The following is a 25548-nucleotide window of genomic DNA, read 5'->3' on the forward strand; positions in this document are numbered from 1 at the left end:
TTTTATTATGGTGTATTATATTCGATGCTATCTACGGCATTTTTTAAAAAATTTGGGGCTTTAAATCGATATCCGATATACATTTGAAAGAATGAACGAGAAGTATTGAAATCAACCAATGGATTTTCATCTCTGTTCAAAAAATTCCCGTTAAAATTAAATCCACCAAAAAAATCTTTCGAGTTGTATCCCATGCCAAAATCTAATAGTAAAATAGTTACCAATGCCGAATTTTCGGTAGTTTTATTTACCATATCTGCTTCGCTTATTCTTCTGCTATATTCATAACCCAAACCAGGAGCAAAACCTGCATTCACAAACCACCTTTGATTGATGACAAAATTGTAATAGTATCCGGCCGTAATAGCCGCATCAAAAATATTAAAGGTTTCATTAATTGATGAATCTGAGATCTTATTGTATTTTAAAATAAAACTCGGCATAAAAGTACCGGCACTTTTTCGCTGAATTTCTGTTTGGTTAATAAGTGATTTTAATGAATACTTTTCATTAAATCTGTAGCGGGTAATAGATCCTACTATCACTGATTTAAGCTTAGGTAAGATGATGTAGTCATCATAACCCGGCAAATAATCATTCCCGATTTTAATATCAGAAATATAGTATCCCTGTGTTTTACTGTATTCCAATGTCTGTAACCAATTGTTTAAAAAAACATCTCCTCCTATTTTAAATACTTTTGTTTTTCCTTTCTTGTCGCTGTCTGCATTTGCAAAAAATGTTGGTGTATAACCCAATTTAAAGGAGAGAAACCTGTAATTTACCGCAAGGCGCATTTTATAATTCAAATTAGGTACAATAGAATAGCTCAGCTCATTCTCATCAAAATCAAATGATTCTATATCATTATCAAGGCCAAATCTTACATTAAGCGTGTTGGTCATTTCTTCAATAAAATCTTTAGAAAATCGTCGATCGAAATTCTGACCCTGTAACCACAGAGGAATAAAGATTATTGTGAAAAAATACTTGTACATAAAATTGTAATAGTATTCAAAAATAGGTGAAACCAAAGAATATTTACAAAGATTAAAAGAATACTTTTCTAACTTTTATAAACGAAGCATTCATAAATTTATATATTAGCCAAAATTTTTTTGAAATGGAGAAAGTACCTTTAATTACTGATGATACCATTGTTTTCGGAATAATCATGCTCTGTTTGGGCTTTGTTTTTTTTACCTCCTCAAAAAAAGAGGGTTTTTGGCAAAAGTTTTACAAAATTGTTCCCGCACTACTAATGGCCTATTTACTTCCGGCTATTTTTAATTCTTTAGGAATAATTTCTGATGCTCATTCTAATTTGTATTTCGTTGCAAGTAGATATTTGTTGCCAGCTGCTTTGGTTTTAATGACTTTAAGTATAGATTTAAAAGCGATCTTTAATCTTGGGCCAAAAGCCTTAATCATGTTTTTTACAGGTACGATTGGAATTGTGATTGGTGGACCGATTGCGATTTTATTGATTTCAATTTTTTCACCAGAAACAGTTGGCGGAGCTGGATTTGATGCTACATGGCGGGGGCTAGCAACTCTGGCAGGAAGCTGGATTGGCGGTGGCGCAAATCAAGCGGCGATGCTAGAAATTTACCAATACAATCCTAAATTATACGGCGGAATGGTCTTGGTTGATATTGTCGTTGCAAATATACTAATGGCGGCTTTATTGATGGGAATTGGTAAGTCTGACAAAATTGATAAATGGTTAAAGGCAGATAATTCTGCCATTGACGAATTGGTAAAAAAAGTATCGCAATTCTCCGAAAGTGTAAAAAGAATACCGACGCTGACAGATTATATGATTATTGCCTCATTAGCATTTGTTACTGTTGCATTAGCGCATTTTTGGGCAAATTATATTTCTGATTTTCTTACGAATAATTTTGAAGCAGTAAAAGATAGTCGTTCTGCTTTTTCCTCATTCGGCTCTCAATTTTTCTGGATGATTTCAATTGCTACTTTTTTGGGAATTGTATTGTCTTACACCAAAGCCAAGAATTATGAAGGGGCAGGGGCTAGTAAAATAGGATCCGTTTTTATCTATATACTAGTTGCCACCATTGGTATGAAAATGGATTTGACTATGGTTTTAGACAATCCAGGACTTATTTTAATAGGGATTGTTTGGATGCTTATTCATGTGATTTTACTTTTTTTGGTGGCAAAAATCATCAAAGCACCTTATTTCTTTTTGGCCGTAGGAAGTCAGGCAAATGTTGGTGGTGCTGCGTCGGCACCTGTTGTTGCGGCTGCATTTCATCCATCTTTAGCAACTGTTGGAGTTCTTTTGGCTGTTTTTGGTTATGTTGTAGGAACCTATGGTGCCATTTTATGCGCAGAACTTATGCGAATAGTTTCTATACAAGGATGATATTTTTTAAAAATAATTTAGATATTTGCGCTCAAATTTACAAACAGATATGAAAAAGTTAATAGCGCTTGTTTTAATGGGATTAATCGTTTATTCCTGCGCAAAAGAAGAAGAAAATCTGATGATCGTTAAAGGGAATATTACCGGTTTGAGAAAAGGTAAGTTCTACTTACAAAAACAAATAGACTCCTTAGTTGTAAGTGTAGATTCTGTAGAAGTAAATGGGGAAAGTAATTTTATTTTAAAAGATATTGTAGAAAGTCCTGAGATGTATTACTTGGCTATGGATAAATCTGATAAAAAAATCCCATTCTTTGGTGAAAAAGATACTGTTTATATCAAATCAAGTTTAGAAAAATTTAATTTTAAATATTTGATAGATGGATCTGAGAATCAGGATCTATTAGATGATTATTACGACTTTATACAAAAGTTCAACGGTCAAAACCTAGATCTTCAAAAAGCTTATTGGCAGGCACAAATGAGCCAGAATACAGATTCTGTTACTTTAATTGAAAATCAACAAAAGGCACTAGAAAAAAGAAAATATTTATACGCAATTAATTACGCCATCAATCATAAAGACAAAGAAGTGTCACCCTATATTGCTCTAACCGATTTGGTTAATGCCAATACGGTATGGTTGGATAGTATCTATAATTCATTAAATCCTGAAATTAAAACCTCAAAATACGGTGAGGAACTTAAAAATTTCATCATTAAAATTAAAGTAGCAGAAGAGTAGGAGGTACTTAAGTTTTAAGTTTAATGCTCCAGGTATAAGTAAAATAGGAAACAACTTCTTGATCTTCATTATAGCCGGTAGCAGTTAGCAATACTTTTTGACCTTCTTTTGTTTCAATAGCTTTTGAGATAATTGAATTTATTTTATCACCGTCATCACAGATAAAATTTATTCTTCCGATTGCTTTCTTATAGAATTCTCCTGTTTGAGCTGTAACCAAAGTAGACAATTTTTGCTGAGAATTATCAACGCCTTTCATCAATAAAATTCCGGTAGCAAGTTCTGAAGCCATTCCTTGAGTTGCCCAATACATCGACTTAAATGGATTTTGATTGATCCATTGGAATTTCACAGATGCCACTGCTTTCCCATCAGAGATCTCTTTCAACCTTACTCCTGATAAAAATGCCGAGGGCAGTTTAATCATAATAAATTTATTCACCTTACTAACTGTAAACACCATTTTATAGCTTCTTTATTGCAATAGTAAGATTTTATAAAATAATTATGTTTGGTGTTAAATGTTAAAAAAATGTTAATTATAGTACTTTGTATTGCATAGTAGTGTAGATAAGATATATATTTGTATAAGATAGTATTTTACAAAAATAAAAATGAAAAACACAAACGAAAAAAACAATTCTCTATTGATGCATTTAAGCAGTCTTTGTGCCTATATTTTTCCATTAGGTGGAATCGTAGTGCCATTGGTGGTTTGGGAATTACAAAAGGAGAAAAGTGAATCTATGAACAAAGAGGGTAAAAGTGTAGTGAATTTTAATTTAAGTTATGCATTATATTTTACTATCGGTGTTTTGATGATCATTTCATTGGCCATCTTTATGGCAGCACATGAAGCGAATCATTTTTTACTATTCTCCATCATTTGTTTAGTTGTTTTTTTAGTCATCTTATCCATCGCGAAGTTTATATTAATTATTCTGGGTGTGATGAGTGCAAATAAAGGGGAGGATTTTCATTACCCCGGAACAATAAAATTTATCAACTAAAAACCTTAAAAAAATGATTACCATTTTAATTGCAGTGATTATCGTGATCACCCAACAAATTCAATCAATGATGAGTTAATTCACATCTAAAAAATGAACAAATGAAGATAGAAAATACAAAAGCGCAAATGCGCAAAGGGGTTTTGGAGTATTGCATTTTATCCATCTTACAAGATGAAGATGCATACACCTCAGAAATCCTGGATCAGTTAAAAGAGGCCAAATTATTAGTGGTCGAAGGTACAGTGTACCCGCTTTTGACCAGGTTGAAAAATGCCGGCTTACTCAGTTATAGATGGGAAGAATCAACTTCAGGACCACCAAGAAAGTATTATGGTTTGACTGAAAACGGGAAAATATTTCTTGAAGAATTAAACAAAACATGGGCAGACTTAGTTGCCGCTGTTGAACTAGTAACTAAAAAGAATAAAAAATCTAAAACGACCAAAAAATGAACAAGACTATAAATATTAATTTAGGAGGAAGTTTTTTTCATATAGACGAGAGTGCCTATTTCACTTTGAAAAAATACTTAGAATCTGTTAAAGCTTCATTAAGCGATGATCCGAAGGGGCGAGATGAAATTTTGGCTGATATAGAGTCACGCATTGGTGAATTGCTCAGTGAAAAAATAAAAGATGTGCGGCAGGTTGTAAATGAGAACGACATAAATGAGATCATCGAAGTTATGGGGAAACCAGAAGATTACTCTGTAGATGAAGATGTTTTTATGGATTACAGTACAACGTATACACATAAAAAATCTAAAAAATTATATCGGGATGCAGATGATAAATTTCTTGGAGGTGTTTCGTCTGGGATGGCACATTATTTCAATATAGATGTGATATGGATTAGATTGGCCTGGTTAATTGCTGCTTTTGGATTTGGTTTTGGTTTTATTGTATATCCTATTTTATGGATTTTGCTCCCACAGGCGAATACAACTGCCGAAAAGCTTGAAATGATGGGTGAAGCGGTTAATATATCAAACATCGAAAAAAAAATTAAAGAAGAATTAAATGAGGCTGGAGAGCGCATAAAAGCTGGTTTTTCGGATGCTAGTCAAAAAGTAAAGAACGCAGATTACCAAAAGTATGGCAACAAGGCTAAATCTGGTGCCCAAGAACTAGTTGACGCCATTGGCAATATTTTTGGAACTATTTTCATGGTCATCGGAAAACTTATAGGTATTTTGTTAATTATCGTTTCATTATCTCTTTTAGTGGCATTGGTCATAGGTGTATTTACCTTAGGTTCTATTGATTTTGTGCATGATGGCTGGGTCTTTGATCACTCCTTGTTTTTTAATAACTCGGGCTTGCCTATCTGGTTGATTTCAATCTTATCATTTTTATTAATAGGTATACCTGTTTTTTGGCTTTTTTTACTGGGGTTAAGAATTCTTTCGAGCAAGGCTAAAACGATGGGTAAAACCGGAAATCTATCTTTACTTGGGATTTGGTTGGTAGCTTTGGTAACCAGTATCTTCTTTGGTACTAAGCAAGTAATGCAAACTGCTTTTGACGGTGTTGTGAATGAAAATAAGGAATTGTTCGTCTCAACAGCCGATACTTTGACCATCAAATTTGTCGACCATGAGAAGTTGGGAAATAGTGAATTGCGCAGAAGTTGGGGTTATGATGTGGTTACGGATTACAACAATGAGGATAGGGTTTATTCTACCAATATTCGGTTTGATATTCATCAAGCAGATGGAGAAACTGCTTACATGAAGATTAGAAAAAAGTCTAAGGGAAATAGCCGTGAGTCAGCGCGAGAATTCGCAGAAATGATTGACTATAGATTTATGATTGACTCAACAAAAATAGAATTGAACGGTTATTTTCTTACCGATTTATCGAATAAATTTAAGGAGCAAAAGTTGTATATAGACTTGTATTTACCTGAAAATCAAATGATATATTTGGATAAATCAACAGAGTCCTACCTTTATGATGTTGATAATTTCTACGACATATATGATAAGGATATGGCGAGGCATTTCTTTGTCATGCATCAAGATGGATTGAAATGTACAGATTGTGATTTAGAATGGAGTAGCGATGGTAATGATAACGGTGATGGTACAGTTCGGCCAGAATCTTTTAATATGAAAATTGATGATGAAGGTGTTCATATAGATATAGTAGACGATACCGAGAGCAAGGCTACTGTCAAAATTGATAAAAATGGAATCAAAATAGAAGGTGAGAAGGATTCCATTTAAAGATTTACCATTCAACATGAGAATTCGACAATTCAAGCAATTGATTTTTTCAAAATGAAAATCTCAAAATACTTTTAACCAAACCTTAAAATCTAGAATCTAATGAAGACCCTATCAAAAATTATTGTATTGCTCGTTGTGAGTCAACTTTCAATTTCCTGTTTTTTAAATGGGGCAAAAGGAAACGGAGATGTTGTGATCACCCAAAGAGATATTCCAAAAGATTTTATTAAGATAGATGCCAGTGCTGGCCTTAATGTTATACTCAAAATTGAAGATAGAACTTCTGTAAAAGTGGAAACAGATGAAAACTTGCAAGAGCTTATAACTACCCACGTTAAAAATGGTGTTTTGTATCTTAGTGTAAAAAGTTTTATCAGAAGTTCATCTGCAAAAAATGTTTATGTTTCAATGCCCGGTGTAAATGGCTTGATGGCACATAGCGGGGCAGCTATTAAAACACAAGATGAAATACGATCAAAAGAACTTGAATTAAAAGCTTCAAGCGGAGGTAATTTAAATTTAGTAATAGTTGCAAAAGAGGTAAATGGAGATGCTAGCAGTGGTGGATCTGTTTTATTAAGAGGAGAATGTGATAATTTTATGGTAAATGCTTCAAGTGGAGGAAATATACAGGCAAGTCGGTTCGAGGTCGAAAAATGTGATGCAAAAGCTTCAAGTGGAGGAAATATTTCTGTAAATGTAAAAGATGGATTAATTACTGATATAAGCAGTGGTGGTAGTGTAAGAAATACGCGAGAAGAACAGAATTTATCTCGATAAAAACTTTATTTATTCCAATAAAATATAGCAAATTAAAGTCGCTAATTCTTAGAATAGCGACTTTTTTTTGATAGGACGGAAGAGAACCTTATTCATTCATATCGAGTAAAATATTCTTTGTAGTTTCTGCATATTTTCTACCGATAGGAATTCTTTTCTTATTAATCTGAATAGAATTTCCTTCAATAAATTCAACTTCATTAAGGGAAATAAGAAAAGATCTATGAATCCTTAAAAATTTTTCGGTTGGTAATTCTTCCTCGAGACTTGTTAGTGATTTGTGCACCAGGTAATTACCTGTTTTAGTGAAAATTTTCACATAGTCTTTTAAGCTTTCCACATAAAATATATCATCAAACTTTACCTTAACGTGTTTTTTATCCACCTTGATAAAAATGGATGTTTTTTCTGAATTCCCATAATCTTGAGGGAAATCAGGTTTAAATAGATTCTTTATTTTTTGGGTCGCTTTCAAAAACCGACTAAAAGCGATCGGTTTTAATAAATAATCTACCACATTTAAATCATAGCTTTCTGCGGCAAACTCTCTGTGTGCAGTGGTTATTACAAAGTGTGCTTTTGTATTTATGCTTTTAATAAAATCTAAGCCATTCATTTTAGGCATGTTGATATCAATAAAAATGACATTAATATCTTCATTTTCAATAGTTGATATCGCTTCTAACGGATTGCTAAAACTAGCAATCAGTTTAAAATCCGGAATTTCATTGAGATGCGATTCTAATACTTTGGTTGCCAAGTATTCGTCATCAATCGAAATACATTTAATAATCATATGACAGATAATTCTAGATTTACAATATACTTATGATTTTCTATTTTTGTCGATAAATTATACTTTTTACCGTAAATTAGATCCAATCTTCTCTTCACATTTTCAAGACCAATACCATGGTTTGTTTTCTTTTTTGGGGTTCCATCAATTGTATTAGCAACATTAAAATAAATGGTATCTTTTTTTGATTCAAAAGTGATACTTATTTTGAGCTTATCACTGTTTCTTGCCCCATGTTTAAAACAATTTTCAACAAATGTAAGGAGGATGAGGGGTGGTACTTGAATACCAGAAAAATCTCCGATCAAACTTATATCAGTCTTTACTTTATCCCCAAACCTAAGTTCCTCCAGTTCGATATAAGCTTGAATATAGTTTATTTCTTTTAAAATATCGACAAATGGATTATTGACTTCGTATAAAACGTATTGCATCATATCAGAAAGTTTAACTACAACTTCCGGGGCATTATCAGATTTCATGATTGTTAATGCATATAAATTGTTTAATGTATTAAAGAAAAAATGTGGTTGAATTTGCGATTTCAAAAAATCTAATTCGGTTTTTGTTTGCAATTGTAATAATTCATTGTTTTTTCTTTTTTCCTCTCCCCAGTCATAGGTAAGTTTTATAGCAGATGCCAATGCTACCACATAAACTTCACCAATTATAACGGCAACTACATGATTAAATGTATAGGCTTGATGTATACCATCTGCCTCTGGCCATAGGTTTTTTGATACAAATATGTAGTTTAAACCTGTTCTTAAAAAATAAATACCACCAAGTAGTAGTCCAAAATAGATTAAAAATTGAATAAATTTTTTTGTGGCAATATAGTTGGGTATAAGATAATATATGGTTGTATAGGTGATAATCATGTGTAATGGAAATTCAACCAGATTTGATTTTAAAGAATATTGATAATCGTTAAAATATGATCCCCACCTTATTACATTAAAAAAGAAATAAATAGACCAAAAAATAACATGGTATTTCAGTTTTATTCTGTGACTTTTTATCATAAAATAATGTTACCTAAGCAAGTCTTATAACAAATGTAGGTGTATCTTTTTTTAAAATCATAACAGCTTATATTTTTTTTGAATCTTTTCACTATTAATATCACTTTCATTCGGTTTGACTCTCATAATACCCGCTACCAATATAGATGGATTTGGAAGGAATACTTATTTCAAAAAAAAAATAAGAAGAGAGCGAATTAATAATTTTCAAATTACATTGCAGATTTATGCGTTTTTGACAATAAATGGGATAAAATATTATAATATTAATTCTGAAAAAGTATATAACAATATAATATATTCTTTTTTTTGAAGCTTTTTTCGTGCTTTTGATCATATTTTTTAAAAATCAAGACTTTTTGTGAAATAATTTGCGTGTATATATGTGTATTTTTTCAAAATAGACTTTATTTTCATTCATTCACGTATATAATTGATTGAAAAAATGGTGTTTATATCGTAAAATGGTTAAATTTCCATGTAACTAGGCTTTATGTCAATCTTAATATACGCAAATATTATTATATTTAAAGTGTTGAAATACAATTATATAAGCTAATCTCTAACAAAAAAATATTTTATAAATGCAAAAAAACGCATAAAAAAGCATGTTTTTGTTCTTTTTTATATACTTTAGCGCAATACTGACTTAAAATAAGTATTAAATAAAATTATTCAATTATGGGAAAAAAGTTATTCTTGACCTTTTTAGTCGCTCTGTCAACCCTGTGTACCTTAAGTGCTCAGCAAATTTTGGTTGGTGGTAGTGTTAAAGATTCTTACGGAGAACCTCTGCCAGGCGTAAATGTTTTGGTAAAAGGCACAGCAACAGGAACAGTAACTGATTTTGACGGAACTTTTAAAGTTAATGCAAATTCAGGAGATGTTTTGGTTTTTTCTTACGTAGGTTTTGCCGACATAGAAAGGGTAGTAGATGGTGCTTCAATCGATATTGTTTTGATTGAAGATGCCGAGAGTTTAGATGAAGTGGTAGTAACTGCTTTAGGAATCAAGCGTGAGGCTAAAGCCTTAGGTTATTCATTAACTGAAGTGGAAGGAGATGAGCTAGCGCAGGTAAAAACAACAAGTGCCGTAAATTCATTACAAGGTAGGGTTGCAGGTGTGAATGTATCTACAAGTAGTACCGGGGCTTCAGGATCTAGTCGCGTTATTATTAGAGGAGCGAGTTCTTTAACGGGGAACAACCAACCTCTATATGTTGTTGATGGTATACCAATTATCAATTCAACTAAAGCCTCAGTGGGTAGATTTGATGGGGAGTTTGGTGATGGAGGAGATGATATCTCTTCTATAAGTCCGGATGATATCGAATCTGTATCTGTCTTAAAAGGTAGTTCTGCGGCGGCACTTTACGGATCTCAAGCTTCGAACGGTGTTATTATGATTACTACAAAATCAGGAAAGAGAAACAAAGGTTTTGGCGTAGAATTTTCTTCATCTTTAACATTCGAAAAAGTAAACACAGATTTACAAGATTTTCAAAAAGAATACGGTCAGGGTAGATTTGGACTGAATCCAAACTTTGAGTATGTAGAGGGAGAAGTTGTAGCGATAACTGATCCAGAGAACTTAATTTCTTCTGCAGAAGCATCAGCATTGCAATCTTGGGGATCTAAGTTAGATGGAAGCATGATCATTAATTCTGATGGAGTATACAGACCTTATACAAATGCAGGGAATAACCTAGATAGATTTTATAATACCGGATCTACAGCTATTAATACAATTTCATTGGTAAAGGGAGATGAAAATTTATCGTACCGCATGTCTGCTTCATTTTTAGACAACAACGATGTTTTTCCAAATAGTACTTTAGATCGTCAATCTTATTCTTTAAGTGCTACAGCGAAAATTAATCCTAAATTAACAAGTACAGTTAATGCGAGATATATTTTGGAAAAAGTACATAACCGTGTGGGAATTGGTGATGGACCTGGAAATGCAAACTTTTCTGTCATGATGTTACCTGTTAATACAGATGTAACAGTAATGAAGCCTGGTTATAACCTTGATGGAACAGAGAACAATTTCTTAGGCTCTGTGTGGTTTACAAACCCATATTGGGTCACAGATAAGTTCAATAATAACGATGAAAAAAACAGAATCATCGCTTCTACTACATTGAGATATGACATTACTGATTGGTTGTATTTAAATGGTAGAGCCGGTATTGATTCTTATGACTTTTCTGTTAAAAGAGTAACTCCATGGGGAACAGCTTATCGCGAAGGAGGGAGATTGTATCAGGCAAAATCTACATATTCTTTGTTTGATGCTGATGTAATGCTTGGCATAGATAAGGATATCACCTCAAAATTTGGAACCAATTCTATCATTGGTGGGAATACTAGAAAGGCTACTTTTGAGCAATTAAGTGCACAGGGAGATAATTTTGTAATTGTTGGTTTAGAAGATTTAAACAATACAACTAATCCTATTCCGGTTAATAGTTTTAACGAAAAAAAGATCAATTCAATTTATGGTTCTTTTGAATTTGACTATGACGATTCATTCTTTTTAACCTTTACAGGAAGGAACGAATGGTTTTCAAGTTTGTCTTTCCCAGGAAAAACAACACCAAATAACGATTTTTACTGGTCGTTGAGTGGTTCGATGTTGCTAAACGAAATTTTCAATGCATCTAATAATGGTCCTGTGAACTATGCAAAAATTAGAGCGAGTTATGCTCAGGTTGCGGGAGATACTTCTCCTTACGCTTTGAACCTCGATTATGCTATTTTAGGAACATTTTTAGGTCAACCATTTGGTGAAATCAATGGTGGTCGAATTCCAAATCCTAACTTAGTTCCACTTCAGAAAAACGAATTTGAAATTGGATTTGATGGAAGATTTTTTGAAAATAGATTGCATTTAGATGTTGCATACTATGACAACACAACAAAAAATGATATCGTAAGTGCCAGTGCAACCAGTACTTCCGGATATACTTCTGCCCTCCTAAATGTTGGTGAGTTAAATAATAAAGGACTTGAATTGTTATTGGAAGGTTATCCAATTAGGAATGATAATTTTTTCTGGAATACAGGCTTTAATATGGCGTATAACGATAGTGAAATCGTAAGTACCAATGATGAAGCTAATCCGATTACAATGGCCTTAAGTAGAAATGGAACTGCAAATATCTCTCACGAAGTAGGAGAAAATTACGGTACTATTTCTGGTGAAGCGTATAAAAGAGATGAAAACGGAAATATATTTTATAGAATCGACGGACAAGGAATTCCTAGGCCAGTACGCGGTGATCGTAAAATTTTAGGTGTTGGTGTTGCTCCATTAACAATGGGATTCTCTAACACATTCAGTTATAAAAATCTAAGTTTGAACTTTCTCATTGATGGTAAGTTTGGTGGTCAGGTTTTTTCAGGAACAAACGAGCAAGCTTATGCAAGTGGTAAACACAAAGAAACCTTAAAAGGTAGAGAGAATGGATTGGTTGTTTCTGGAATTAATGAAGATACCGGAGAGGCTTTTGAAACTACGGTACCAGTTCGAAGTTTGTCTTCATACTATAGCTATATAGCTGGAGAAAATACAGGAATCGCTGAAGAGTTTGTATACGATACAGATTTTATAAAATTTAGAGAATTAAGTTTAAGTTATAGTTTACCAACCAAATATTTAAAAGAAGGCTTTGTGAAGGATATGAGATTTTCTCTAATCGGAAGAAACCTATTTTTTCTAATGAGAGAGGTAGATAATATCGATCCTGAATCGTCGCTCAATAATACCAATGCACAAGGTATGGAAAGATTTGGTATGCCTGCTACAAGAAGCCTTGGATTCTCAGTTAATGTTAAATTTTAAAACATGTTAAAAATGAAAAAACTAATTTATTTATTCTTAATAGTCTTATCATTTTCGGCTTGTGATAATGGCTTCGAAGAAATGAACGTAGACCCAACGAAGCCAACAGCACTTCCTCCTAATGTAGCAATTACAGGTATACAAATGTATACGGCCGGTACTAGTTATGTGGCGAGCTTGTTCTATCACATGGGAGTAGTTATGCCGATTATGCAACAATTAAATTGTACAAGTTATACTTGGGAATATACAAGATCACAAGATGCTAGATTTTTTGATGAGCAATTCCCGAGTTCAGTGAAAGGCATAGTTGATTTAGTAAATAATCTTGAAAAAGCAGAAGGACCTTTCGCTGAAACCGATCTTGCTATTGCTAACGTATGGAAAGTACTTGTTTTTAGTAGATTAACTGATGCTTATGGAGATATTCCATATTCTGAAGCTGCAAAGGGGTTTATCGAAGGAATTCGTTTTCCAAAATATGACACGCAAGAATCGATTTATGCTGATATGCTTCGAATTTTAGAGGAGTCATCTAATATTTTGGCTAAAGGTGGTGAAAACTCTTTCGGTCAGGGTGATGTTGTTTATGGAGGAGACACGATGAAATGGAAAAAATTTGCAAATTCCTTAATGCTACGTTTAGCCATGAGAATGGTGAAAGTTGATCCTGCTGCCGCACAAGCATGGGCTTCAAAAGCAATTGATGCTGGAGTAATGGAAAGCAATGATGATATTGCTTATATGAGATTTGAATCGACTGCTGGTTATGGTGGCGTTTTCGGACCAACTGTAAACCCAATTTCAAGATCTTTTGCTTCTAGATTCGGTAACCAAGTAAAAATGGCTGGTACTTTTATAGATTTTATGAAAGAAAGAAACGATCCGAGAGTTTCTGTATTAAGCTCAACCACCGCTGGTGAAACAGATTTTGATTTACAGGTTGGTCAACCAAATGAGGATCGATCTAGAACATCGGCAAATTCAAAACCTAATATGAAAATATTTGGTGGTTTGGTTGGATGGTCTTGGTTTAGAAGTGAAGGTAACTATGATGCGCCATTCTTTTTCCAAACTTATGCAGAGGTTGAGTTAATGTTAGCAGAGGCTGCTTATCGTTGGGGACTTGCCGGTGGAGATGTCGAGGATCACTACAACAAAGGTGTAACTTCAGCAATGACATATCTAAAGCTATATGAAGCTGCAGCTTTAACTCAGGCTGGAGAGGCTACCATTACGCAAGCACAGATAGATGCATATTTGGAAGAAAATCCTTTCAATGCAAATGAAGCTTTGAAAATGATAAACGAACAATACTGGGTTGCTTCTTTTCCAAATGGATTAGAAACTTGGGCTAATTGGAAGAGATCTGGATATCCTGAATTAGTACCACAAGAATTTAATTGGAGTGAAACTGACGGAGGAATACCAAGAAGATTTACCTACCCTGCGACAGAGCGGGCAAATAATCCTGATAATTTGCAAGAAGCAATAGACAGGCAAGGAGATCAACTTACCACCCGGATTTGGTGGGATGTTAATTAGTAATTGTTTTTATGAAAAAGCTGTTTTATTTAAAACAGCTTTTTTTTCATTTTAAATAGATTAACAAGTCAGACATTTAACGCTATTAATTGTTCCTTTTGCGTTGTATGTCGATTTTATTACACAGAATCTCTAATTCTTATTAAGTTTAACCAATTGAACGAAATTTTTATTGGAAGATTGGTAGAAACTGGTTAGTAAAAATTCTTTTAAACAACAATAATAACAACAAAATGGAAATTAGTATTAATCACGAACAGGCAGGAAAATTTGAAGAAACACGTTTTGAAAAGATACACAACGTAATTTTTAAAGATTCGAACAAGGCCTCTGTTATTGTGGCGCAAGAAATTGCAAACCTTATTAAAAAAAAGGAAAAACTTGGTGAAAAATGTGTGCTTGGCTTAGCAACTGGTTCTTCTCCGATAAAGGTTTATGAAGAATTAGTTAGAATGCATAAAGAAGAGGGCTTAAGCTTTAAAAATGTGGTAACTTTCAATCTAGACGAATATTATCCGATGCAAAAAACTAATACGCAAAGTTATTGGTATTTTATGCATGAGCACCTTTTTAATCATATAGATATTTTACCAGAAAATATTAATATTCCTAATGGTGAAATTCCATCAAATGAAATTTATCAGTTTTGCATTGATTATGAAATGAAAATCAAAGAAGCTGGGGGATTAGATTTTCAATTGTTAGGTATTGGTAGAACAGGACATATTGGATTTAATGAACCTGGTTCTCATTTTAATTCGGGCACCAGAAATATTACGCTAGATCATATTACAAGAATTGATGCTGCTCCTGCTTTTTTAGGAATAGATAATGTGCCTAAAGTAGCAATTACCATGGGGATAAGTACCATTAGAAGGGCAAAAAGAATAGTTCTTTTGGCTTGGGGTATTAATAAAGCCGCTGTAGTACAGAAAGCCATAGAAGGTGAAGTGACATCAGAAATTCCTTCCTCTTATTTGCAACATCACGATAACGTAACTTTTGTCTTAGATGAAGGTGCTTCAGAAGAACTAACCAGAATTAAAACACCTTGGCTAGTGAAATCATGCGATTGGACAAATGAATTGACTTTGAAGGCAGCTGTTTGGTTAAGTGGTTTGGTTAAAAAGTCAATTTTAAAATTGACAGATTCAGATTACAACAACAACGGAATGGCTAATTTATTAGTTGAACACGGCTCGGCTTACAATTTAAATATTTCCTTGTTTAATCAATTGCAACATACCATTACGGGTTGGCCAGGAGGTAAGCCAAATGCTGATGATACAAATAGACCCGAAAGAAAAGGTCCGGCTAGAAAGAGAGTAATCATTTTTAGTCCACATCCGGATGACGATGTTATCTCGATGGGTGGTACTTTTGATCGTTTGGTGGAGCAGGGGCATGAAGTTCATGTGGCTTATCAAACTTCCGGGAATATTGCAGTTTCTGATAAAGAGGCAATGAAATTTGCTGAGGTTGGACTTGCCATGAATCCTCAAAGTGAGCACTTTAATAGGATAGTGGATGGCATTCATAACAAAAAGGAATTTGATATTGATAACATTGAGGTAAGAATGTTAAAAGGTTTTATTCGACAAAAGGAATGTCTGGCGGCAACCAGATATTTGTCTGTTCCGGATCATCAAGTGCATTTTTTAAATCTGCCTTTTTACGAAACTGGAAGAGTGAAAAAGAACAAACTGAGCTCTGTAGATATTGATATTATGAAAAATCTGATCGAAGAAGTAAAGCCACATCAAATTTATGCTGCCGGAGATTTAGCAGATCCACATGGAACACATAAAGTTTGTCTTGATGCCCTTTTTGGTGCGTTGGGTGAATTAAAAGAAAAAAAGTATATGGATGATTGTTGGGTATGGTTATACCGTGGGGCTTGGCATGAATGGGAAATTCATGAAATAGAAATGGCAGTTCCAATGAGTCCTGATCAAGTTTTGAAAAAGCGTCAGGCTATCTTTTATCATCAATCTCAGAAAGATGGAGTGATGTTTCAGGGAGATGACTCACGAGAATTTTGGATGCGAGCTGAAGATAGAAATAAAGCCACTGCACAAAAGTATCATGCGCTTGGTCTAGCCGATTACGAGGCTTTGGAAGCGTTTAAAAGGTATCATTTTTAATTGATAGTAAATAAGAAAAGGTGGTTGAGAAATGGTTCTTAACCACCTTTTTATAATTCTATGAAAAATTCATTTTTATTTCTCGTTGGTTTATTTGTTTTCTCAATTGCTAAAGGTTTGAGTCAAAACATTCAACTAATGCCTTACCCAGAACAGATTTCGGTAGTAAAAGGGCATTTCAAGATTGATCAGACATTTACGGTTCAGGTAAAAGGTAATCCTGATAAAAGGATTTACAGAAATGCAACAAATTTTATTAGAAATATTTCCAATAAAACGGGTGTTTTTATTGATCAAGGTTTTGTTGAACCAAATATTCAGATTGAGAATCCGAAGCTTTTGATCAGAATCAACAGACCTGGGTTAAATGAGTTGAGAGAGGATGAATCATATTTCTTAGAAGTTGGACAAGATCAAATTGTTTTAAATGCCAATACTGATCTAGGAGCAATTCATGGTTTACAAACGCTTTTTCAACTAGTTGCCGTTCAAAATGGGTCTTATGTCTTTCCTTGTGTTAAAATTAACGATAAACCTAGGTTTGTTTGGAGGGGTTTAATGATAGATGTATCAAGACATTTTATGCCAGTTGAGGTAATCAAACGAAATTTAGATGCCATGTCTTTTGTGAAAATGAATGTATTTCATTGGCATTTATCAGATGATCAAGGATTTAGGGTTGAAGTGAAAAGCCTACCAAAATTGCATGAAAAAGGTTCTGATGGCGATTATTATACTCAGGAACAAATCAAGGAAATCGTAGCGTATGCAGCAACGCGTGGTATTAGAGTCGTTCCGGAGTTTGATGTACCACCTCATGCCACCGCAATTTTAACAGCTTATCCCGAATTGGGAAGTAAGGATACGATCTACAGTTTAGAGCGTAATGCAGGAATATTTGACCCAACATTAGATCCAACCAATGAAAGGGTTTATCAGTTTTTAGATCAACTATTTAAAGAAATTACTCCTTTATTTCCGGATTCCTATGTTCATATTGGTGGAGATGAAAATGCTGGTGTGCATTGGGATGAAAACGAAAAAATAACTCAATTCAAAAAAGAGAATAACTTAAAAAGCAATCATGATCTGCAGACCTATTTTAATTTACGACTTGAAAAAATACTTTCAAAATACAATAAGAAATTGGTAGGTTGGGAAGAGATCATGACTCCCAAGATGTCTAAATCTGCTGTAATTCATGCTTGGAGAGGTGAAAACGAAGGATTAAAACCTAAGCAATCATTAGTAGATGCTGTAAAGAATGGCCATGAAACTATCTTGTCGAATGGTTATTATATTGATTTAATGTTGTCTGTGGAAAGTCATTACCTTGTAGATCCAATGCCTGATGAACAATTATCAAAAGAGGAAGAGGCCAGAGTTCTAGGTGGTGAAGCAACCATGTGGTCAGAATTAGTAACTCCATTGACAATAGATTCGAGAATATGGCCAAGAACTGCAGCTATTGCTGAAAGATTATGGTCGCCCAAAGAGATAAACGATTTAGATTTTATGTTTGAGAGATATGAGAAAATTAGTAATGACCTTGAACAAATTGGCATTCAACATAAAAGAAATAAAGATGTGATTTTGAGAAATATTTCTAATTTTCAGGATATTAGGGCATTGGATGAGCTTTCTAAAATCAGTGAACCCTTTAAGGTTTATTCTAGAAACGTAGGTGGAACAGAGTATAAGATGTTTTCTCCGTTGACATTATTTGCTGATGCCTGCACGGCAGATGCCCTGTTAAAAAGAAAATTTAACAAATTGGTAAAAGAGTATATATCTACAGAGAATGAAACCTCAGGAAAAGAATTGATATCAAATTTTAATAATTGGGGAAAATTGAATGATGAGCTAAAAAGTATAGCAACTCAAGCTCCACTCATTGAAAGGATTATTCCTTATACCGCAAGAATTGAAGGAATTTCTAAATTGATGATAGATGCGCTGGAGAATAAGAAAATGTCTGAAAATCAATTTGATCAACTCACTGTTTTATTAAATCAAAAGGAGGATCCATTACAAAATTTAGATGTAGAATTTGCACTAAAAAAATCAACATTAGATTTAGCTAATTATTTAAGAACAATAAAACCATGAAACCTCTTTATCTCAAATATTATTTCTGCTTATTTTTTGTGTTAAACATTGTTGCTAATTTAATAGCTCAAACATCAGACTTTACCGAAGAAGAAATGTTTACGTCGGGTATTGAAGGGCCGGCCACTGATAAATACGGCAATATTTACGCGGTAAATTTTGGTGAGGAAGGAACAATTGGGAAAGTCGATCCGAAGGGGAATGTTGAATTATTCATAAAACTACCTCAAGGAAGTATTGGAAATGGAATCAGATTTGATAAAAAGGGAGACATGTTTATCGCGGATTATGTCGGGCATAACATTCTAAAAGTTTCAATAAATTCAACTAATATTGAGGTATTTGCCCATGAGTCAGCCGCAAATCAACCAAATGATCTGGCCATTAGCCCAAATAGTCAAATTTTTGCCAGTGATCCGAATTGGCAAAATAATACGGGAAACTTATGGCGGGTCGAACAGGGAAACTTTGTATTATTGGAAAGGGAGATGGGAACTACAAATGGCATAGAAGTAAGTCCTGACGGTAGTAAGCTATATGTAAATGAATCCATCCAAAGAAAAATTTGGGTATATGATCTCAGTTTAACCGGTGAAATTTCCAATAAAAAATTGTTCTACAACTTTGATGATTTTGGATTAGACGGCATGCGCACTGACGCAAATGGAAATTTATATGTTTGTAGATATGGTGCTGGAAAGGTTGTCATTTTATCTCCAAAAGGCAAATTACTAAAAACAATTATGCTAATAGGGAAAAACCCGACAAACATTACTTTTGGTGGTGAGAACAATGATCAATGTTTTGTTACTTTGGCAGATAGGGGATGTATTGAGCAGTTCAAAGCCTTGTTTTCTGATAGAGAATAATTCATAACCCCTATTCTATAAGGGGGTTTGTAAGAAAATATTCCAAATTGTAATCTCAAACGATTTCGGTTAAAACTAAAATGTCGAGTCTTTTTTACACTTATTTTTTCTATTTTTGTTTGGCTTAAAATAAAATATGAGAAAAAGAATCACAAGAGTAGCTGTAATGACATCCGGAGGAGATTCTCCCGGTATGAATGCAGCCATAAGATCAGTAGTAAGATCTTGTGCATACTACAAAATAGATTGTGTTGGTATTTATAGGGGTTATCAGGGGCTTATAGAAGCAGATTTTATAAGTATGAACGCCAGAAGTGTGCACAATATAATCAATAAAGGAGGAACGATCTTAAAATCTGCAAGATCGAAAGATTTTATGGAAAAAGAAGGGCGTGAAAAAGCATATAATAATTTAATTGCTTCTGATATTCATGCCTTGGTAGTCATTGGTGGAGATGGCTCGTTTACAGGAGGAATGGTTTTTAATAAAGAATTTAACTTTCCTGTCATTGGAATTCCAGGAACAATAGACAACGATATATTCGGCACAGATTATACTATTGGTTACGATACTGCTTTAAATACAGTTGTAGATGTAATTGATAAAATTAGAGATACAGCAAGTTCGCACAATCGATTATTTTTTGTGGAAGTTATGGGTCGTGACTCTGGCTTTATTGCACTTCATGCTGGAATAGGAGCTGGAGCTGAAGAAATACTTATTCCCGAAGAAGATTTAGGTTTGGATCGATTGTTAGATTCTCTGCAGAAAAGTAGAAGGTCTGGAAAATCGTCGAGTATTGTAGTAGTGGCAGAAGGTGATAAAACGGGTAAAAATGTATTTGAAATAGCTCAATTTATAGAGAAAAATCTTCCTGAATATGAGGTGAGAGTATCTATTATGGGCCATATGCAAAGAGGTGGTTCGCCTAGCTGTTTTGATAGAGTTTTGGCAAGTAGAATGGGTGTAAAAGCAGTAGAACTTTTATTAGATGGCAAAACTAATCTAATGGTTGGCTCTGTGAATAATGAAATGGTGGCTGTAGATCTCGAATTGGCCGTAAAAGAGCACCACGCAATAAACAAAGAAATATTAAGAATTTCTGATATAATGTCAGTGTAATAACAACTAAAATTAAACGAAATGATTAAAGTAGGTATTAACGGATTTGGTCGAATAGGTAGATTAGCATTTAGAATTGCTACTCAAAGAAAAGATATTCAAGTAGTTGCCATCAATGATTTATTAGATGTAGATTATTTGGCATATATGCTAAAATATGACTCTGTACATGGTCAATTTGATGGTGAAGTAGAAGTTAAAAATGGAAAGTTGGTCGTAAATGGAGAGGTAATCAGAATTACTGCAGAAAGAAACCCAGCTGATTTAAAATGGAATGAAGTTGGGGCAGAATATGTTATCGAATCAACTGGTTTGTTTACAACTAAAGAAAAAGCAGATTTACACATACAAGGTGGTGCAAAAAAAGTGGTGATCTCAGCTCCTTCAGCGGATGCTCCAATGTTCGTAATGGGAGTTAATCATAAAGAATTAAAAGCTTCTGATACAATTTTCTCTAATGCATCGTGCACAACCAACTGTTTGGCGCCAATTGCCAAAGTATTGAATGATGCTTATGGCATTACTGATGGATTAATGACAACAATTCACGCAACAACGGCTACTCAAAAAACAGTTGATGGACCTTCTATGAAAGACTGGAGAGGTGGACGTGCAGCTTTACATAATATCATTCCATCTTCAACTGGAGCTGCCAAAGCTGTCGGAAAAGTAATTCCGTCATTAAATGGAAAATTAACAGGTATGTCATTCAGAGTTCCGGTGATGGATGTGTCAGTAGTTGATTTAACAGTAAATCTTTCAAAAAGTGCAACATACGAAGATATTTGCAAAACAATGAAAGCAGCCTCTGAGGGAGAATTAAAAGGAATTTTAGGATATACAGAAGAATCTGTTGTCTCTCAGGATTTTGTTGGTGAATCTTGTACATCTGTTTTTGATGCAGGTGCGGGTATTGCCTTGACAGATAAGTTTGTAAAAGTAGTTTCTTGGTATGATAATGAGTACGGTTACTCAACTAAGATTCTTGATTTGATTGCACACGCTGCAACATTGTAAGAAGTTAAACCAAATTTAAAAACCCGCAATTTTTATTGCGGGTTTTTTTGTACAATAGAATGAAATTATTTTTTTGTCAAATTAGAAATACTTTAAAACGATTTGCTATTTTGTATCTTTGAATTTCATGAAAAAAGTAAAGATTATAGAGTGTCCGAGAGATGCCATGCAAGGCATTACGGAAAGATTTATTCCTACAGAGGATAAGATTACCTATATCAATGCTTTGCTCAAAGTAGGTTTTGATACACTAGACTTTGGAAGCTTCGTATCGCCAAAAGCAATCCCCCAAATGAGAGATTCGGCGGAAGTCCTGAGTGAATTGGACGTAAAAAATTCTAGAACTAAACTATTAGCAATTGTTGCTAATTTAAGAGGAGCAGAAGAGGCTTGTAAATTTAGTGAGATTCGTTATATAGGCTATCCATTTTCCATCTCTGAAATCTTTCAAATGAGGAATACAGGTAAAACTATTGAAGAATCTGTCTCACTTTTAACTGATTTACTCACAATCTGTAAGAACCACAATAAAGAATTAGTAGCTTATTTATCGATGGGTTTTGGTAATCCCTATGGAGATCCTTGGAGTGTCGAGATTGTTTCTAACTGGGTAAAAAGGTTATCAGATTTAGGTGTAAAAATTTTGTCCTTGTCAGATACAGTTGGCATGGCTGATGAGATCACAATTTCTGAGCTTTTTTGTAATTTGATTCCGTTGTATCCTGAAATTGAATTTGGAGCACATTTGCATACACATCCAAGAAATTGGTTTGCAAAAGTTGACGCTGCTTTTGGCGCAGGGTGTTACAGGTTTGATGGTGCAATTTTGGGCTTTGGAGGCTGCCCAATGGCAAAGGATGAATTGACAGGAAATATGCCAACGGAAAAATTGATAACGTATTTTTCCGCAAAAAAAATAGACATAAGCCTTAATCTTTTGAGATTTGAGTCGGCGTATAATGAAGCTTTAAAAATATTTAAAGGAATTTAAAATCATAATTCATGCAGAAATTAGAGGTTATTTTCCTATCCTAATAATAGAATGATTATTTTAGTAAAGACAAAAAATATCGATGTCTAAAATTGTTTGATGGTTTTTTAAAAAAGATTAATATTGCACTTTTATTTTTACCTCAATACCTTTATCTATTCTTAAATGAAAAACACCTATTTTGATTTAATTGATCAAAGCTATTATTTTCCTCAAGAGGGATTTGATTTGAAAAATGGAAATCTTACTTTTCACGGGATTTCTTTGAAACACCTTATTGACAAATACGGAACACCCTTTAGGTTTATTTATTTGCCAAAAATTGGCGATCAGATTAAAAAAGCTAGAAATCTTTTTAACCGTGCTATTAAAAAGAATAATTATAAGGGTAAATATCATTATTGCTATTGTACAAAATGCAACCACTTTTCGCATGTAGTTAGCGAGGCACTAAAACACAATGTACATTTAGAGACCTCTTCTTCTTTTGATATAGACTTAATTATCAACTTGTTGAAGGATAAAAAAATAGATAAAAAGCGAACAGTTATATGTAACGGATATAAAACTATCGATTACCTCAAGAAAATTGTGGCGCTGCAAGAGATGGGCTTTACCAATATAGTCGTGGTTTTAGATAGTAAAACTGAGCTCGAAAGATTGATGAACGCTGCAGGAAACAATAAAATAAAAATTGGGATGCGCATGGCGATAAATGAGGAGCCACAATCATCTTATTACACTTCACGATTAGGTATTAGATCAAATGAGTTAATCGATTTTTTTAATGAGAAGATCAAGGATAATCCAATGGTCGAGTTTAAAATGTTGCATTTTTTTGTGGATTCCGGTATTAAGGACAGTTTGTATTATTGGGGAGAATTCAAAAAAGCATTAAAAATTTATATTGATCTTAAAAAGGAATGTGATTCTTTAGATTCGTTCAATTTAGGCGGAGGCTTCCCAATTCGAAATAATTTGGGATTTGAGTACGATTATGAAGGTATTATAAATGAAATCATAAAAAACATAAAATCGGCTTGCGAAAATGATAATGTTCCTGAGCCTGATATTTATACAGAGTTCGGCAAATATACAGTTGGAGAGAGCGGCGCCATTATTTTTAAGGTACTGGAAAAGAAAGATCAGAACGATGCTGAAATTTGGTATTTGATAGATAACAGTTTGATGAATACTATTCCAGATTCTTGGTCTATTCACGAAAAATTTATTTTATTGCCTGTAAATAAATGGGAAAACGAATACAAACGAGTCAATATTGGCGGAATAAGTTGCGACCATTCTGATTATTATAATTCAGAAGATTTAAACCAGGAGGTTTTGTTACCCAATATGAATGATGATGAAGAAGAACCACTTTATCTCGGATTTTTTCATACAGGAGCTTATCAAGATGCAATATCCGGTTATGGGGGCATTAAGCATTGTTTAATACCTTCACCAAAACACGTAATCATAGATCGAGATGAAAAGGGAAATATCATAGATTATGTGTATAGAAATGAGCAATCGTTCGAAGAAATGTTCAAAATTCTTGGTTATAACAAGTAATTTTGGAGCTTGATCAAATGAAAATTAAAAATTATAACCATGCAAAATAAAGGTCCGGTTAGCGAGTATATACTTAAGCATTATAAACATTTTAATGCTGCGGCATTGGTAGATGCAGCAAAAGGATATGAAAAACACCTTGCTGAGGGGAAAAAAATGTTGATTTCTTTAGCAGGAGCAATGAGTACGGCAGAGTTAGGCATTTCATTAGCTGAGATTATCAGACAAGATAAGGTGCAAATTATTTCATGTACCGGGGCTAATTTGGAAGAGGATATCATGAATTTAGTATCCCATAGCCATTACAAAAGAGTGCCTAATTACAGAGATTTAACACCTCAGGACGAATGGGATTTGTTAGAAAAAGGATTGAATCGGGTAACAGATACTTGTATCCCTGAAGAGGAGGCTTTTAGAAGACTTCAGAAGCATATTTTTAAGATATGGAAAGATGCTGAAGAAAATGGAGAAAGATTTTTTCCGCATGAATTTATGTATAAAATGCTTTTATCAGGTGTCTTAGAAGAGTATTATGAAATAGATCCGAAAAACAGTTGGATGCTGGCTGCTGCCAAAAAGAATTTACCAATGGTAGTTCCAGGTTGGGAAGACTCGACTATGGGAAATATTTTTGCTTCCTATTGTTTAAAAGGTGAATTAAACCCGAGTACGATGAAATCGGGCATTGAATATATGACCTTTTTAGCTGACTGGTATACAGAACAAGCTGAAGATAAGGGGATTGGATTTTTTCAAATAGGTGGAGGTATCGCTGGTGATTTTCCTATCTGTGTTGTGCCTATGTTGTATCAGGATATGGAAAGAGAAGACACTCCATTTTGGAGTTATTTCTGTCAGATCAGTGATTCAACAACAAGTTATGGATCCTATTCTGGTGCCGTACCTAACGAAAAGATAACATGGGGTAAATTAGATATAAACACTCCAAAATATATCGTAGAATCCGATGCAACGATTGTTGCACCATTAATTTTTGCATATTTGTTAAATTGGTAATTATGAGTTCACAAAAACCAAGAGTATTCACGTCTTACGACAAACTGAGTAACGATATAAAAAATCTTTTAAAACTGCAGTATCCTGAAGGTTTTAGTCATGAATTGATTAATTTTTATGACAAAGATGGGATTAATGTAAGTGCGCTTATTTTTGAAACCGACGAGAAGATTTTATTGATAAAGATGAGTCAGACGGCAGCCGAAAAAATTATTTATGATGATGATGATTATGATGATGACGGTGTTCTGAAAGATGATGTTAAAGAAAGTTTAGAAGAAGAATATTTAGATCCTGATACAGAGGATGATAGTGATGACGACGAATAAAATCT

21 protein-coding genes are annotated in these 25548 nt (G+C 33.7%); 17 read left to right on the forward strand and 4 right to left on the reverse strand.

What is annotated here, in order from left to right; genetic code table 11:
• Nucleotides 1–5 precede the first annotated feature (5 nt).
• On the reverse strand, nucleotides 6–998 hold the full coding sequence (locus ACFQ39_RS09570) for a DUF4421 family protein (RefSeq protein ID WP_377178445.1): 993 nt from the start codon (nucleotides 996–998) through the stop codon (nucleotides 6–8).
• A gap of 125 nt (nucleotides 999–1123) precedes the next feature.
• On the opposite strand from ACFQ39_RS09570, the gene ACFQ39_RS09575 reads away from it, so the two are divergent.
• Both ACFQ39_RS09575 and ACFQ39_RS09580 read left to right on the forward strand, forming a co-directional pair.
• The gene (locus ACFQ39_RS09575) at nucleotides 1124–2392 is read left to right on the forward strand and encodes a DUF819 family protein (protein WP_377178447.1); all 1269 of its coding nucleotides are present in this window, start codon (nucleotides 1124–1126) and stop codon (nucleotides 2390–2392) included.
• A 49-nt stretch (nucleotides 2393–2441) separates the two neighbouring features.
• On the forward strand, nucleotides 2442–3137 hold the full coding sequence (locus ACFQ39_RS09580) for a DUF4369 domain-containing protein (protein ID WP_377178449.1): 696 nt from the start codon (nucleotides 2442–2444) through the stop codon (nucleotides 3135–3137).
• Between the two features lie 7 nt (nucleotides 3138–3144).
• Here the strand turns inward: ACFQ39_RS09580 and ACFQ39_RS09585 are convergent, their stop codons facing one another.
• Complete coding sequence (locus ACFQ39_RS09585) at nucleotides 3145–3600, reverse strand: DUF4442 domain-containing protein (protein ID WP_377178451.1); 456 nt, start codon at nucleotides 3598–3600, stop codon at nucleotides 3145–3147.
• Between the two features lie 151 nt (nucleotides 3601–3751).
• Between ACFQ39_RS09585 and ACFQ39_RS09590 the strand changes: the two genes are divergently transcribed.
• The 4 genes from ACFQ39_RS09590 to ACFQ39_RS09605 all read left to right on the forward strand — a co-directional run bounded on the left by ACFQ39_RS09590 (nucleotide 3752) and on the right by ACFQ39_RS09605 (nucleotide 7160).
• A complete protein-coding gene (locus tag ACFQ39_RS09590; RefSeq protein WP_377178453.1) occupies nucleotides 3752–4147 on the forward strand; it encodes a DUF4870 domain-containing protein in 396 nt (131 codons plus the stop codon).
• A gap of 101 nt (nucleotides 4148–4248) precedes the next feature.
• Complete coding sequence (locus ACFQ39_RS09595; protein ID WP_377178455.1) at nucleotides 4249–4602, forward strand: PadR family transcriptional regulator; 354 nt, start codon at nucleotides 4249–4251, stop codon at nucleotides 4600–4602.
• Complete coding sequence (locus ACFQ39_RS09600) at nucleotides 4599–6377, forward strand: PspC domain-containing protein (RefSeq protein WP_377178457.1); 1779 nt, start codon at nucleotides 4599–4601, stop codon at nucleotides 6375–6377. The genes ACFQ39_RS09595 and ACFQ39_RS09600 overlap by 4 nt, the downstream gene beginning before the upstream one ends.
• Before the next feature lie 102 nt (nucleotides 6378–6479).
• The gene (locus tag ACFQ39_RS09605; protein WP_377178459.1) at nucleotides 6480–7160 is read left to right on the forward strand and encodes a head GIN domain-containing protein; all 681 of its coding nucleotides are present in this window, start codon (nucleotides 6480–6482) and stop codon (nucleotides 7158–7160) included.
• Between the two features lie 88 nt (nucleotides 7161–7248).
• On the opposite strand, the gene ACFQ39_RS09610 is transcribed toward ACFQ39_RS09605, so the two are convergent.
• Nucleotides 7249–7956 carry a LytR/AlgR family response regulator transcription factor gene (locus ACFQ39_RS09610; protein ID WP_377178461.1) on the reverse strand — a complete coding sequence of 236 codons (708 nt, stop codon included), beginning with the start codon at nucleotides 7954–7956 and terminating at the stop codon, nucleotides 7249–7251.
• Nucleotides 7953–8981, reverse strand: coding sequence for a sensor histidine kinase (locus tag ACFQ39_RS09615; RefSeq protein WP_377178463.1), 1029 nt, complete (start codon nucleotides 8979–8981; stop codon nucleotides 7953–7955). The genes ACFQ39_RS09610 and ACFQ39_RS09615 overlap by 4 nt, the downstream gene beginning before the upstream one ends.
• A 681-nt stretch (nucleotides 8982–9662) precedes the next feature.
• On the opposite strand from ACFQ39_RS09615, the gene ACFQ39_RS09620 reads away from it, so the two are divergent.
• From ACFQ39_RS09620 to ACFQ39_RS09670, 11 genes are all read left to right on the forward strand, one after another.
• Nucleotides 9663–12827, forward strand: coding sequence for a SusC/RagA family TonB-linked outer membrane protein (locus ACFQ39_RS09620; protein WP_377178465.1), 3165 nt, complete (start codon nucleotides 9663–9665; stop codon nucleotides 12825–12827).
• A 12-nt stretch (nucleotides 12828–12839) separates the two neighbouring features.
• Nucleotides 12840–14372: a SusD/RagB family nutrient-binding outer membrane lipoprotein gene (locus tag ACFQ39_RS09625; RefSeq protein WP_377178467.1), complete on the forward strand. Its 1533-nt coding sequence runs from the start codon at nucleotides 12840–12842 to the stop codon at nucleotides 14370–14372.
• Nucleotides 14373–14605: 233 nt separating this feature from the next.
• Nucleotides 14606–16516, forward strand: coding sequence for a glucosamine-6-phosphate deaminase (gene nagB / locus ACFQ39_RS09630; RefSeq protein ID WP_377178468.1), 1911 nt, complete (start codon nucleotides 14606–14608; stop codon nucleotides 16514–16516).
• A gap of 60 nt (nucleotides 16517–16576) precedes the next feature.
• Nucleotides 16577–18625 carry a beta-N-acetylhexosaminidase gene (locus ACFQ39_RS09635; protein WP_377178470.1) on the forward strand — a complete coding sequence of 683 codons (2049 nt, stop codon included), beginning with the start codon at nucleotides 16577–16579 and terminating at the stop codon, nucleotides 18623–18625.
• Entirely contained in the window at nucleotides 18622–19494 is an 873-nt protein-coding gene (locus ACFQ39_RS09640; protein WP_377178472.1) for an SMP-30/gluconolactonase/LRE family protein, read from the forward strand. Before ACFQ39_RS09635 ends, ACFQ39_RS09640 begins: the two co-directional genes overlap by 4 nt.
• A gap of 136 nt (nucleotides 19495–19630) precedes the next feature.
• Nucleotides 19631–20617, forward strand: coding sequence for a 6-phosphofructokinase (gene pfkA / locus ACFQ39_RS09645; RefSeq protein ID WP_377178474.1), 987 nt, complete (start codon nucleotides 19631–19633; stop codon nucleotides 20615–20617).
• A gap of 21 nt (nucleotides 20618–20638) precedes the next feature.
• Nucleotides 20639–21634, forward strand: a complete 996-nt coding sequence (gap, locus tag ACFQ39_RS09650; RefSeq protein ID WP_377178476.1) for a type I glyceraldehyde-3-phosphate dehydrogenase — start codon at nucleotides 20639–20641, stop codon at nucleotides 21632–21634.
• A 127-nt stretch (nucleotides 21635–21761) separates the two neighbouring features.
• Nucleotides 21762–22625, forward strand: a complete 864-nt coding sequence (locus tag ACFQ39_RS09655) for a hydroxymethylglutaryl-CoA lyase (protein ID WP_377178478.1) — start codon at nucleotides 21762–21764, stop codon at nucleotides 22623–22625.
• A 165-nt stretch (nucleotides 22626–22790) separates the two neighbouring features.
• On the forward strand, nucleotides 22791–24197 hold the full coding sequence (locus ACFQ39_RS09660; RefSeq protein WP_377178480.1) for an arginine decarboxylase: 1407 nt from the start codon (nucleotides 22791–22793) through the stop codon (nucleotides 24195–24197).
• A 39-nt stretch (nucleotides 24198–24236) separates the two neighbouring features.
• The gene (locus ACFQ39_RS09665) at nucleotides 24237–25214 is read left to right on the forward strand and encodes a deoxyhypusine synthase family protein (RefSeq protein WP_377178482.1); all 978 of its coding nucleotides are present in this window, start codon (nucleotides 24237–24239) and stop codon (nucleotides 25212–25214) included.
• A 2-nt stretch (nucleotides 25215–25216) separates the two neighbouring features.
• Nucleotides 25217–25543, forward strand: a complete 327-nt coding sequence (locus tag ACFQ39_RS09670) for a hypothetical protein (RefSeq protein ID WP_377178484.1) — start codon at nucleotides 25217–25219, stop codon at nucleotides 25541–25543.
• Nucleotides 25544–25548 lie beyond the last annotated feature (5 nt).

It is taken from the genome of Namhaeicola litoreus, assembly GCF_042679565.1.
Classification (GTDB): Bacteria; Bacteroidota; Bacteroidia; order Flavobacteriales; family Flavobacteriaceae; genus Namhaeicola; species Namhaeicola litoreus.

What these genes read in the sequence shown, in the direction of transcription:
- ACFQ39_RS09570 (WP_377178445.1), bottom strand. Translation starts at nt 998, where the DNA reads ATGTACAAGTATTTTTTCACAATAATCTTTATTCCTCTGTGGTTACAG.
- ACFQ39_RS09575 (WP_377178447.1), top strand. Translation starts at nt 1,124, where the DNA reads ATGGAGAAAGTACCTTTAATTACTGATGATACCATTGTTTTCGGAATA.
- ACFQ39_RS09580 (WP_377178449.1), top strand. Translation starts at nt 2,442, where the DNA reads ATGAAAAAGTTAATAGCGCTTGTTTTAATGGGATTAATCGTTTATTCC.
- ACFQ39_RS09585 (WP_377178451.1), bottom strand. Translation starts at nt 3,600, where the DNA reads ATGGTGTTTACAGTTAGTAAGGTGAATAAATTTATTATGATTAAACTG.
- ACFQ39_RS09590 (WP_377178453.1), top strand. Translation starts at nt 3,752, where the DNA reads ATGAAAAACACAAACGAAAAAAACAATTCTCTATTGATGCATTTAAGC.
- ACFQ39_RS09595 (WP_377178455.1), top strand. Translation starts at nt 4,249, where the DNA reads ATGAAGATAGAAAATACAAAAGCGCAAATGCGCAAAGGGGTTTTGGAG.
- ACFQ39_RS09600 (WP_377178457.1), top strand. Translation starts at nt 4,599, where the DNA reads ATGAACAAGACTATAAATATTAATTTAGGAGGAAGTTTTTTTCATATA.
- ACFQ39_RS09605 (WP_377178459.1), top strand. Translation starts at nt 6,480, where the DNA reads ATGAAGACCCTATCAAAAATTATTGTATTGCTCGTTGTGAGTCAACTT.
- ACFQ39_RS09610 (WP_377178461.1), bottom strand. Translation starts at nt 7,956, where the DNA reads ATGATTATTAAATGTATTTCGATTGATGACGAATACTTGGCAACCAAA.
- ACFQ39_RS09615 (WP_377178463.1), bottom strand. Translation starts at nt 8,981, where the DNA reads ATGATAAAAAGTCACAGAATAAAACTGAAATACCATGTTATTTTTTGG.
- ACFQ39_RS09620 (WP_377178465.1), top strand. Translation starts at nt 9,663, where the DNA reads ATGGGAAAAAAGTTATTCTTGACCTTTTTAGTCGCTCTGTCAACCCTG.
- ACFQ39_RS09625 (WP_377178467.1), top strand. Translation starts at nt 12,840, where the DNA reads ATGAAAAAACTAATTTATTTATTCTTAATAGTCTTATCATTTTCGGCT.
- nagB (WP_377178468.1), top strand. Translation starts at nt 14,606, where the DNA reads ATGGAAATTAGTATTAATCACGAACAGGCAGGAAAATTTGAAGAAACA.
- ACFQ39_RS09635 (WP_377178470.1), top strand. Translation starts at nt 16,577, where the DNA reads ATGAAAAATTCATTTTTATTTCTCGTTGGTTTATTTGTTTTCTCAATT.
- ACFQ39_RS09640 (WP_377178472.1), top strand. Translation starts at nt 18,622, where the DNA reads ATGAAACCTCTTTATCTCAAATATTATTTCTGCTTATTTTTTGTGTTA.
- pfkA (WP_377178474.1), top strand. Translation starts at nt 19,631, where the DNA reads ATGAGAAAAAGAATCACAAGAGTAGCTGTAATGACATCCGGAGGAGAT.
- gap (WP_377178476.1), top strand. Translation starts at nt 20,639, where the DNA reads ATGATTAAAGTAGGTATTAACGGATTTGGTCGAATAGGTAGATTAGCA.
- ACFQ39_RS09655 (WP_377178478.1), top strand. Translation starts at nt 21,762, where the DNA reads ATGAAAAAAGTAAAGATTATAGAGTGTCCGAGAGATGCCATGCAAGGC.
- ACFQ39_RS09660 (WP_377178480.1), top strand. Translation starts at nt 22,791, where the DNA reads ATGAAAAACACCTATTTTGATTTAATTGATCAAAGCTATTATTTTCCT.
- ACFQ39_RS09665 (WP_377178482.1), top strand. Translation starts at nt 24,237, where the DNA reads ATGCAAAATAAAGGTCCGGTTAGCGAGTATATACTTAAGCATTATAAA.
- ACFQ39_RS09670 (WP_377178484.1), top strand. Translation starts at nt 25,217, where the DNA reads ATGAGTTCACAAAAACCAAGAGTATTCACGTCTTACGACAAACTGAGT.